This window comes from Clostridium sp. MCC344 (assembly GCF_018785365.1).
Lineage (GTDB): Bacteria > Bacillota > Clostridia > Lachnospirales > Lachnospiraceae > Pilosibacter.
Genome location: NZ_WQPQ01000039.1, coordinates 16,050 through 27,553, shown reverse-complemented (window position 1 = coordinate 27,553; position 11,504 = coordinate 16,050). Strand labels below are relative to the sequence as shown.

The 11,504-nt window shown below is 51.1% G+C and carries 11 protein-coding genes; all 11 read right to left on the bottom strand.

What is annotated here, in order from left to right:
• On the bottom strand, positions 1-1,112 hold a 1,112-nt coding region (locus GPK90_RS11085), incomplete at its 3' end, for a tripartite tricarboxylate transporter permease (protein WP_252197436.1).
• 12 nt (positions 1,113-1,124) lie between these two features.
• On the bottom strand, positions 1,125-1,589 hold the full coding sequence (locus tag GPK90_RS11080; protein ID WP_118322049.1) for a tripartite tricarboxylate transporter TctB family protein: 465 nt from the start codon (positions 1,587-1,589) through the stop codon (positions 1,125-1,127).
• A gap of 79 nt (positions 1,590-1,668) precedes the next feature.
• On the bottom strand, positions 1,669-2,727 hold the full coding sequence (locus tag GPK90_RS11075) for a tripartite tricarboxylate transporter substrate binding protein (protein ID WP_215702997.1): 1,059 nt from the start codon (positions 2,725-2,727) through the stop codon (positions 1,669-1,671).
• Positions 2,728-2,940: 213 nt separating this feature from the next.
• On the bottom strand, positions 2,941-3,951 hold the full coding sequence (locus GPK90_RS11070) for a 2-dehydro-3-deoxygalactonokinase (protein ID WP_215702996.1): 1,011 nt from the start codon (positions 3,949-3,951) through the stop codon (positions 2,941-2,943).
• A 158-nt stretch (positions 3,952-4,109) separates the two neighbouring features.
• A complete protein-coding gene (locus tag GPK90_RS11065; RefSeq protein ID WP_142411654.1) occupies positions 4,110-4,766 on the bottom strand; it encodes a bifunctional 4-hydroxy-2-oxoglutarate aldolase/2-dehydro-3-deoxy-phosphogluconate aldolase in 657 nt (218 codons plus the stop codon).
• A gap of 238 nt (positions 4,767-5,004) precedes the next feature.
• On the bottom strand, positions 5,005-5,181 hold the full coding sequence (gene rpsU, locus GPK90_RS11060; RefSeq protein ID WP_003504099.1) for a 30S ribosomal protein S21: 177 nt from the start codon (positions 5,179-5,181) through the stop codon (positions 5,005-5,007).
• Between the two features lie 163 nt (positions 5,182-5,344).
• A complete protein-coding gene (gene alaS / locus GPK90_RS11055; RefSeq protein ID WP_215702995.1) occupies positions 5,345-7,999 on the bottom strand; it encodes an alanine--tRNA ligase in 2,655 nt (884 codons plus the stop codon).
• A 15-nt stretch (positions 8,000-8,014) separates the two neighbouring features.
• Entirely contained in the window at positions 8,015-8,137 is a 123-nt protein-coding gene (locus tag GPK90_RS19410) for a hypothetical protein (protein ID WP_275950589.1), read from the bottom strand.
• A 181-nt stretch (positions 8,138-8,318) separates the two neighbouring features.
• Positions 8,319-9,116 (bottom strand): lysozyme inhibitor LprI family protein, encoded by a 798-nt coding sequence (locus tag GPK90_RS11050; protein ID WP_215702994.1) that lies wholly within the window; start codon positions 9,114-9,116, stop codon positions 8,319-8,321.
• Positions 9,117-9,345: 229 nt separating this feature from the next.
• Positions 9,346-9,825, bottom strand: coding sequence for a ribonuclease HI (gene rnhA, locus GPK90_RS11045; protein WP_215702993.1), 480 nt, complete (start codon positions 9,823-9,825; stop codon positions 9,346-9,348).
• A 68-nt stretch (positions 9,826-9,893) separates the two neighbouring features.
• Complete coding sequence (locus tag GPK90_RS11040) at positions 9,894-11,495, bottom strand: MBL fold metallo-hydrolase RNA specificity domain-containing protein (RefSeq protein WP_215702992.1); 1,602 nt, start codon at positions 11,493-11,495, stop codon at positions 9,894-9,896.
• Between the last annotated feature and the right edge of the window lie 9 nt (positions 11,496-11,504).

Sequence of the window (11,504 nt, the reverse complement as noted above, 5' to 3'; positions counted from 1 at the left end):
GAGAATCCAAGGAGTACCATGATCGTGTTGGCAACGAACATTCCAAGGAAGATCGTGTATACAAGAACCTTGTTTGTCTTAAAGAGCATCGGTCCCGGAGTCAGGCCCTGGATCGTCAGCGCTCCGATCATGATGGCTGCTACAGCATCACCAGGAACACCGAGTGTCAGCATCGGGATCATCGCACCGCCGGTAACACCGTTGTTTCCGCCCTCGGAAGCAGCAACGGCCTCCGGGCTTCCTTTACCGAACAGTTCCGGATGTTTGGACATTCCGCGGGCTGTGTTGTATCCGACGAAGGATCCGATATCAGCACCGGCACCAGGGATGATGCCGATGATGGTTCCGATAAGTCCTGTCACCGGGGCAACCCGGAACATGGTCTTCACATCCTCTTTCGTCGGAAGAAGTCTTGTGACTGTCGCATCGATCTCATCCGTGCTGTAGATATCCTCGATCGTCTCAAACGCCTGGCTCATCGCAAAGAGGCCGATCATGACCGGAATATACTGGATACCTGAGAGAAGGTTCGCATTGTCTGTAAAACGGATGTAACTCGTCACGCTGTCGATACCAACGGTAGCTGTTAAGATTCCGAGGAATCCGCAGATCAGACCCTTCGCCATGTTTTCACCGGAGATATTGGCGATAATGCAGAGACCGAATACTGCGAGTAAAAAGAACTCTGCAGAACTGAATTTTAACGCAAGTTTTGCGAGCTGCGGGCTGATAAGCCATAAGCAGAGACAGCTCACAACGCCGCCGATGTAGCTGGAAAGTGTCGCGATGCCGAGGGCACGTCCTGCCTCACCGCGTTTGGAAAACTGGTATCCATCAATGGCAGTTGCCGCGGAGGCCGGTGTACCAGGTGTATGTAAAAGGATCGCGGAGATGGATCCTCCGTAGATCGCACCGACATAGATCCCGAGCAGCATTAAGATACCGGATGTGGCGTCCATACCGAATGTAAGCGGAAGAAGAAGCGCAACGCCCATGGTGGCAGTCAGTCCCGGCAATGCTCCGATGCAGATACCTGCCGCAACGCCCGCAAACATGTAGAATAAGACCATCGGGCTGAACGCTGACTGTACAACTTCAAGAAAGAAACTCATATTTCAGCCCTCCTATATACTGAACATACCGAAATCGATCGGCACATTCAGGAAATTTTTGAATACAAAGTAGATCACAAGGATCACTGCGATGGAGATCACCGCATTTTTCCAGATCGCTCCCCTGTGGAACCACTGGCAGAATGCAAACAGCATGATCACGGACGGAATGATAAAGCCGACTGTAGATAACACCAGCATGTATACAAGAAGGATCACCATGGAAATGTATACACGTTTTGTTCCCGGCGTCCACATCGGAAGTTCCGGAAGATCTTCTTTTTTCATCATCAGGGTTCCGATGATCAGTCCGACAGAGCAGATCAGAAGCAATGCCGCAATGATCCCCGGCCAGAGTCCCGGCCCCGGAACTCCTGTACCGTAAGCCGCTGCTCTCGGATAGCCGAGACAGGTCACGATGACATAGAGGGCAACTGCTGCGCAGACAATGCCCGCAATAATATTTCCTTTTCTCATACAGGAACCTCGATTCTTCGTAATATCGTTTTTCTGACATACGGGAACCGCAGGATGAGCTGCGGCTCCCTTCTGATATTTACTGAATCTTTAATCCGAGGTCTGTTACGAGCGCTTTGTAGGTATCAAGGTCGGAAACGATCCTCTCCTCGAAGCTCGGGCCGTCCATGATATCGATCACATTGTTGGACTTATTCATGAAATCAACGAATACATCAGACTCTGCTGCCTGGGAGAAGATCTGATAGAGCTGCTCTACTACTTCGTCAGGGGTATCTGCCGGTACTCCGAGACCTCTCCATGTACCGAGAACAACATCGTAGCCTGCTTCTTTGCATGTCGGAACATCCGGGATCGCGTCGAGACGCTTATCATTCATAACTGCAAGGACCTTTAAATCTCCGGATTCAACATAGTTTGCAACCTCTGCGTAGGAAACTGCTACCGCATCGATATGCTCACCGAGAAGGTCTGTGATCGCACCTGCTGCTCCATCGTAAGCGACATGTTTGAATTTTGCACCTGTCTCTTTCGCAAGACCAGCTGCTGCGAGGTGCCAGATCGCGCCGTTTCCGGAGTTGCCCATGGAAACCTCGTTCTCTTTTGCGTAGTTGATGAAGTCCTCGATCGTGTTGAAACGGTCATCCTTCGCATTCACGGTGATCGCGGAGCATGCGCTGTTTACCATCATGATCGGCTTGAACATGGAATATGTAAGACCCGCATTTGTTCCCATCGCTTCGAGGGTTGCGAGCTCTACCGTGATCATCGTAACCGTGGTCCCGTCTGCCGCAGCGTTCGCTCCTGCAAGCATACCGGTCGCTCCGCCGCCGCCGGAACGATTCTCTACGGAAATATTCTTAAAGGAACCTTTTGCTGCGTCAGCTAACGCACGCATGACTGTATCAGTGCCGCCGCCCGCATCGTAAGGAACAATACAGGTAACGGTCTTATTCTTCCAGCCGGATACATCCACACCGGAAGCGTCCGCTTCTTTGCTTTCTGTCGCTGCATTTTCAGCAGCTTTCGTCTCTCCGGCAGCTGCCGTTGTCTCTGTTGTGCTGGAATTACCGCTGCATGCGGTGAGGGATGCCGCCATTGCTGCAGCGAGGGCCAGACTTAATACTCGCTTTTTCATAACAAGTCTCTCCTTTTTAGATATTTTGCAGCCGTTCAGCCACAATATTTTTCGAATCTCTTTCTAATTTTTTTATAATTTTTAGAGATTCTTTATACATATCTATTCTAGAAAAACTGGCCCTCACCGTCAACCTGTCCGGCGCTTAGAACGCGTTAAATCGTGTGATAGATTGATAAAGCAGATGTAAATTATGTCTAAGTTTTCTAAATTTTATATAAATTTTTCCGCCAGGGACGCAATATGCAGTGCTCCCTTTGCGGATGTCGGAACAGAATCCTCCGGGATGAATTCCGTCACATGGCAGAAGAAATGTTCCTCTGTGAAGAGATCCATGAGTGCTTCTCTCAACGGATTCTTTCCATAGATCACAACCGTCGTATCCGCGTCGCATTTCAATGCGCCACTGTTCTTGACCGCCTCCATATCGTTCTGCAAAACAGCACCCAATACATAGCTTGCGATCTTCGTCTTATCCGGCTCTGCGAACGTGTTTAAGATCCTCGCGGAAAAGCATGCGCGGCCGATCCCGGCCTTTTTTGCAGTCTCATATCCGGCGAGAACATACTCTTTCGCATAAGTCTCCTCGGAGGCGAAGGAATGACCCACTGCATCCGCGATCAAGGTGTCGTTTGTGATCACAGAGAGGAGCTCTCCGCTGATCGTCGTGAGACAGCCCGTGATCTTTCCGGCACAGTCCACAGAGACAAACTTTGTGTGGGAACCTGGAAGGACGAGAAGGTACGCCTGTCCTTTCGGAAGGCTCTCAACGACCGCAACCGTTTCCACTTCCTCACCGCGCATCATATCCATGGACTCAAAAGTCGCAAGATCCAGCTTTCCGTCACGGTTCTTTACCCCCGGGATAAAGAGGATCGGAAGCGGGCATATGTCCTCGATCAGCACGCTCTTTGCAGCCTCTGCAAGGTCTTCGGCAGATGCCGGAGCAACCACATGCGGGATCTCCACAAGACCCACGTTGGAGGTGATCATTCCGGAGGCAACGACTTTCTTCACCTCATCATAGGTGATCCCCGCCTGTTTCAGAACTTCTTCAAGGCAGCCCCTGATCGCCGTTTTTAACCGGTTATTATTTCCATCGATCGCGGTGATGCGGACACCGATCTCAGACTTCACGGATGCCGCCACCTCATTTTTTTCATTAAACAGGAATACACGAGTGTTGGTCGTACCTGTATCGATCGTGATCGTATAATTTTTCATTTTTGACTGGTTCTCCCCGTTTCTTATTTTTCAGCAGCCTGTAACTGTTCAGTACCTTCACAGTTACGCGCAAAAATCCATTCCAGATCGGCTTCGCCGATGGGATTTTTGCCTTCAAGCCGATGTTTTCTTACGGTCAGCGCAGTAAATGCGCAGACCTACTGAATAGTTACAGCTGCCTTCACATAAGTCTCGGCAAGGGCCTTCAGCTCGTCATATCTGCCCTCTTCGATCATCTTCTTATTTGTCAGGCTGGAGCCGATCCCAAGACCGATAAAACCTGCTTTTAAGAAATCCGGAAGGTTCTTGTCATCCACACCGCCAACCGCGATCATCGGAATATGGTTGATCGGCGCCATGACAGCTTTGCAGTAGGAAAGGCCAAGGTTTCCGGCCGGGAAAAGTTTTACGACAGATGCGCCGTAACGGTAAGCATCGGCGATCTCCGACGGAGTCATCGCACCCGGGATCGACTCCAGCCCGCAGGCTACTGTCTCCCTGATCACAGACTCATCCACGTTCGGAGCAAGGGTAAATGACGCACCAGCCTCTTTTGCAGCGTGAACTTCCTCCACAGACATCACAGTACCCGCTCCGATCACCATCTTGTCGCCGAGCGCCTCACGGACCGCGCGGATCGCATTCGGTGTATCGATGAGCTTTGTCTCGGATTTCTGGTTGAATGTGATCTCCAGAAGCCGGACACCGCCGTCATATAATGCTTTCGCAACATCGACAACCTTATCGGATGGTACTCCTCTTAAGATCGCGATGATCTTATGTTCTCTGATCAGACTCTCAATTTTCTTTTCCATGTTTGTTTCCTTCCTCTGATGCAATGTATTTTACGTCACCTTGTCTGTGGGCCGAATCTTTGGCTCACAGACGACATTTATTTTCGCAGGCCTGTTGTCTCCGGTTCCGGGAGCCGCCCTGTCCGCTCTTTTTTTAGTATAATACGCCCGTCTTTATCCCGCAACAGCTTTTTCTAATCCTGTATTTCGCGCAAAAAGAAAAGGAGCCGTCCCCAAAGGAACAGCCCCTGTACGCTTATTAGTTGTACTTGCGCTTTCTTGCCGCTTCAGACTTCTTTTTACGTCTTACGCTCGGCTTCTCATAATGCTCTCTTTTACGAATCTCCTGCTGAATACCTGCCTTTGCGCAGTTTCTTTTGAATCTGCGTAAAGCGCTGTCCAGGCTTTCGTTATCTTTAACGATTACGTTTGACATAGCTCACACCTAACCTCCCTCCAGTTGTGTAATTGTGCATAATACAACTGTTTGGGTATTTTTTAGCACTGGTATGATTATATCATAAATTACACATTCGTCAACCCGTTTTTACCGGAAAAATACATTTTTTTAAATTTTTTTGATTATATTACGATTTTAACTATTTTACCTGCTCAGAAACGACTTCCGCAACCTTTGCGAGTGCGTCCGCAACGCCCTCCGGTTTCTTTCCGCCGGCCTGCGCCATGTTCGGACGTCCACCGCCGCCGCCGCCTACAAGGCCTGCGATCGCCTTGATGAGGTTTCCTGCATGAGCGCCCTTCTTCTGGGCCTCATCGGTCACAGCAGCCATCAGGTTTACCTTGCCGTCGAGAACAGATGCGATCACAACAACGCCCTCGCCAAGCTTCTCCTTTAACTGGTCGCCCAAGTTTCTCAGACCATTCATATCAACGCCGTCTGCGCGGACTGCGAGAACTTTTACGCCCTTCACATCCTGAACCTGATCCATAACATCGCCCATTGCCTCTTTGGCAAGTTTGCTCTTTAACTTCTCATTCTCAGAGTGAAGCGCCTTGATCTCCTCCATCATGGACTCGATCTTTGTCTGTAAGTCTGCCGGAGTGGATTTTGCTGCAGCCGCTGCCGCATGAAGCTCCTGCTCCACATTCTCATAATGATGGATCAGACCGTCGGAGGTCAGTGCCTCGATACGTCTCACACCTGCTGCAACGCCAGCCTCAGAGAGGATCTTGAAACAGCTGATCTCAGAAGTATTCTTTACATGGGTTCCGCCGCAGAGCTCTGTGGAGAAGTCTCCCATTCTTACGACACGGACCTTATCGCCGTACTTCTCGCCGAAGAGCGCCATCGCGCCTGTCTTCTTCGCGTCCTCCAGACCCATAACGTCTGTAACCACCGGAAGTGCCGCACGGATTTCTTTATTTACGATCGCTTCTACTTCCTTGATCTCAGCCGGAGTCATCGCGGAGAAATGAGTGAAGTCGAAACGAAGTCTGTCTCTTGTCACAAGGGAGCCAGCCTGCTCAACATGAGTTCCGAGAACGGTTCTCAGAGCCTTATGGAGGATGTGGGTCGCACTGTGGTTTCTTCCGATCAGGGCACGGTTCTCCTCATCTACCTTCAGAGTTACCGCCTCGCCTGTCTGGAACATACCGCTTACCATGTGTCCGATGTGTCCGATCTTTCCGCCCTGAAGGTGGATCGTATCTTCTACCTCGAACTTGCCGTTTGCGCTCTCGATCACGCCGCGGTCGCCGACCTGACCACCCATGGTTCCGTAGAACGGAGTCTCGGATGTGATGACACATGCCTTCTCGCCGTCTGTCACTGCGTCTGTGATCTCATCCTCGCCCTCTTCATCGGAAGCAAGTCTTACAAGAGCTGTCAGTCTGGACTCAGCTTCGAGCTTATCATATCCGACAAAAGCGGATGTTAAGGATGCGTCGAGTTTCTGGTAGATATCGTCGCGTCCCATGTAGTTTGTAGTCTTTCTGGCGCTTCTCGCAGTCTCTCTCTGAACCTGCATTGCCTTGTGGAAACCTTCCTCATCGACAGTGAGTCCCTTATCGTCAAGGATCTCCTTTGTCAGATCGATTGGGAATCCGTAAGTATCGTAAAGTTTGAACGCATCCTCACCTGCAAGGACTTTTGTTCCCTTTGCTTCCATGTCTTTTTCAAGGTCAGCAAGGATCTCAAGTCCTTTGTCGATCGTGTTTGCGAAGCGCTCCTCCTCCTGGTCGATGACGCGGAGGATCATATCTTTCTTCTCTTCCAGTTCCGGATAACCGTCCTTAGAGAGGTCGATCACAACCTGGGCGAGCTTTGTCATGAAGTTTCCTTCGATCCCGAGGATACGTCCGTGACGTGCAGCTCTTCTTAAAAGTCTGCGGAATACATAGCCTCTGCCCTCGTTGGACGGCATGATCCCGTCAGATGCCATAAATGTGCAGCTCTTTACGTGGTCAGCGATGATACGGAGGGAAACGTCTTTCTTGTCGTCCTCCTCGTATCTACAGTGAGCCAGAGTGCCCACCTCGTCCATCAGAGCGCGGTTTGTATCTACGTCGAAAAGGGATGCAACATCCTGGCAGACAACAGCCAGTCTCTCAAGTCCCATACCAGTATCGATGTTCTTCTGGATCAGATCGGTGTAATTTCCGTGTCCGTCATTGTTGAACTGGGAGAATACAACATTCCATACTTCCATGAAACGGTCTCCTTCGCCGCCCATAACGTCCTCCGGACCTGTTCCATACTTCTCTCCGCGGTCATAGTAGATCTCAGAACACGGACCGCACGGACCTGCGCCATGTTCCCAGAAGTTGTCTTCCTTGCCGAAACGATAGATCCGCTCTTTCGGGATACCGATCTCCTCATTCCAGATACGGAAGGCCTCATCGTCATCAAGATAAACAGACGGGTAGAGACGGTCAGCCGGGATTCCCACGCACTCTGTCAGGAACTCCCATGCCCAGTGGATCGCTTCTGTCTTGAAGTAATCGCCGAAGGAGAAGTTGCCCAGCATCTCAAAGAATGTGCCGTGGCGGGCTGTCTTACCGATATTCTCGATATCGCCGGTACGGATACATTTCTGACATGTGGTGACTCTGCGTCTCGGCGGGATCTCCTGTCCTGTGAAGTACGGCTTTAACGGTGCCATACCGGAGTTGATCAAAAGTAAGCTGTTATCGTTGTGCGGAACGAGGGAGAAACTCTTCATCGCAAGATGTCCCTTGCTCTCGAAGAATTCAAGGAACATTCTCCTCAGTTCGTTTACACCATATTTCTGCATGGTACTGCCTCCTGGTTACTGTTGTGTACTTTTTTTATCTCTGAATTTCTTACCCAGAACGATTCCCGCCAGGGCAACTGCGGCCAGAATCACAGCTTTGACGGCTGTTGAAACAAATGATGCGAAAAATGCGGACATAAAAACGCCTCCTTTTCCGGCTGTCCAAAATTCAGACGCCTGTGTTTAAAATGACACATTTGTACAGTTTCTATAATATTATTTTTTCGGAATCTGCCCGTAAAGCCGGTGGTACGGTCTTTGGCGCAGATTCTCATAACTTATACTATAATCGTTTCTTGTTCGGTTGGCAAGATGTTTTTTACTTTTCCCCCGGACCTTCCCCAGGTTCCAGATAGTCCCCATAGCTCTTTAAGAGTTCATAGCACCGGTCCATTGTCATATTGGCCGATGTCCGGACATACTCGACGCTCTGGGCAGGTGTACCGGATCTTTTTGCGCTGGCCTTATCTGCCGCAAGATCCCTCTTTTTGATCCACTCCACCTCCTCGTGCCGGAGCGATTCCGCCGCATTCTCGTCCATCGCTTTGTGGATCTCTGCGTAGATTATATTCAGCTCCCGGTCCCAGAGATTCCGCACATACTCCGCCGCAGCATACCGGGAAGTCTGGCTCATCGACGGATCATCCTGGTATTTTTCCGCCTCGGTCCGCGCCGTCTCAAGACGTTCTTTAAAGTCTGAGAGCGTATATTCCGCCGCAGATTTCTCGTTCTTCTGTGCCTCCGAAACGGCACTGCCTGTTTCCAGCGGGGATTTCACGGTCTCCTCAAAAGCCTGCAGATCTTTTGCTGCGTTCTCTGCCGCTGCCCCTGTTTCGCTCTCCTCCACTGCCATCTCATTCTCTGCCATTGCAAGGGCACTGACTTCCGCATCTTCCGGAGTCTGTGGATCCGGCGTTCCCGCCGCCTTCATCCTGTTTTCTACCGCATAGGGATTTCCCGCGTCCACAGGCCCCTGCGGCAGGGCATCCGCCTCAAAACCAACGACAGCCGCGGTATCCACTCCCCGTGAGGAAACAAACCGTTCCACTGCCCACGTGATGGATACCCCGGCTATCAGGATCCCGATAATGATCAACCATATTCTGCGTCTGCCCATATATGCTCTCTCCCGCTCTTTTCAGTCTCTTGTAACTGTTCGGTACTCTCACAGTTACAGCCCCTTTTACAGCTGCTGTCATTCTACTAAAAAGATACCATATCGGAAGATCTTTGTGAACAAAAAACGCAAATTAGTAATAGATTGTAAGACTTTTGTAAAAAGTGTCATCAAGCGACCGTGCAGACCAGCGGACTTTCATGCTGGAATACCCGGGTATTTGACAGTCCTAGTTTTCTACTCCTTCATCCACCAGCAGATTCCCTCCGTCCGCGGCGCCGGTGGCCAGCCGGTCACAGCGCTCGTTTCCGGGATGTCCGTCGTGGCCTTTGACCCAGTGGAACGTCACTTTATGCGGGTTCATCGCGGCAAGCAGCCGTTTCCAGAGGTCCGAGTTCTTCACCGGTCCTGTCTTCGGGCGGACCCAGTTGTTTCTCACCCAGCCATCGATCCATTTCTGGTTGAAGGCATCCACCAGATATTTCGAATCCGAATAGAGGTCCACCTCACAAGACCTGTTTAACGCCTCAAGTCCCGCGATCGCGGCCATCAGCTCCATCCGGTTATTGGTGGTCCGCACATATCCCGCGGACAGCTCCTTCTCGTGGAGAACCCCGTTTTTATCGATAAACTGGAGCACTGCTCCGTATCCGCCCGGCCCGTCCGGGTTTCCGCGGGCCGCTCCGTCTGTATAAAGTGTCACTTTCATGTCGTATTGTTTCCTCTCAGGATGTCTTATTTCATGATATTCCGGGCTCACTCAGTCATAAGCCGCAGTCAGAGATCCCATTTTTCGCAGAGTGCATTGACCTCCGCCGTAAACTTCTTGATATCCTTGTTTGCACAGTCGCGGTTCTTCTGGATGATCCGCACCAGACGTTCTCCTGCAGCCACGAGAAGAGCGAAGATCGACTTGTTCTCCTTCTGTCTTGCAGTCTCCTTCTGGATCGGAACGCCGACGGTCTGTTTGAGCCATACACCCGCTGCCAGATCGAACTCCGATCCCGAGAACGGGGCGTCCGCCACAAGGTCGTAGTCTGACCGCAGGAGATTCGCGAACTTCGTGCACACAAGGTCATCGCCGTGTACCATAAACACGCGGCCCGGTTTCTTCTTGAATGCATTGATCCAGGTGAGAAGTCCCTCCCTGTCCGCGTGACCGGAAAGTCCGTCTAACCTCACGATCTCCGCTTCCACGTCGATCGTCTCACCGAAGAGCTTTACGACCTCCGCACCATCAATCAGGCTTCGCCCAAGCGTTCCGATAGCCTGATATCCGGCGAATACGATCGTACATTCCTGCCTCCAGAGGTTATGTTTTAAGTGGTGGCGGATTCGTCCGGCATCACACATACCTGCCGCGGAAACAATGACCTTCGGCTCTGAATTGAAGTTTATAGCCTTGGAATCGTCACTGCTGACGGAAAGTTTCAGTCCGGGGAATCCGATCGGATTGATACCCCGGTTCACAAGATCCATTGCCTCCTCGTCAAAGCACTCGGAAATGTTTTTATTGAACACATGGGTCGCCTCGACAGCCAGCGGGCTGTCCACATAGACCGGGAATCCGTCATGTCCGGTGACGAGTCCCTCTTCCTTGATCTTACGGATAAAGTAAAGGATCTCCTGAGTCCTGCCCACCGCAAAGGCCGGGACCACAACATTTCCTCCGCGGTCCAAAGTTCTCTGGATGATCTTCGCGAACTCCTCGATGTGCTCATGGGTCCTGTCATGGGAGCGGTCGCCGTAAGTGCACTCCATCACCACATAATCCGCCTCATCCGTATACTGCGGGTCCTTGATCAGCGGCTTATTCTTGTTTCCGATATCGCCGGAGAACACGATCTTTTTCTTTACGCCGTCCTCGTCGATCCAGATCTCGATGGACGCGGAGCCGAGCAGATGGCCGACATCAGTAAAGCGTACCTCGATCCCTTCACAGATCGTCAGGATATCGCCGTAGTGGCACGGGACAAAGTGCTTTAAGACGCCCTCAGCGTCATTGACCGTGTAGAGTGCCTGAACTTCCGGATTTCCGGCACGTCTCGCCTTTCTGTTCTTCCACTCTGCCTCCATCTCCTGGATGTGGGCACTGTCCTTTAACATAATGTTGCAGAGATCACAGGTCGCCTGGGTCGCAAAGATCTGACCCTTGAAGCCCTTCGCGTAGATCAACGGCAAAAGGCCCGTGTGGTCGATATGGGCGTGGGTGATAAAGATGTAATCCACATCGGAGAACGGCATTGGAAGATCCGCATTCTCATAGACGTTTCCGCCCTGTTCCATACCATAATCGATCAGGATGTTTTTTCCAGCCGCATTGAGATAATGGCAGCTGCCAGTCACTTCATGATCCGCGCCGATAAATGTCAGTTTCATGGAACCCCT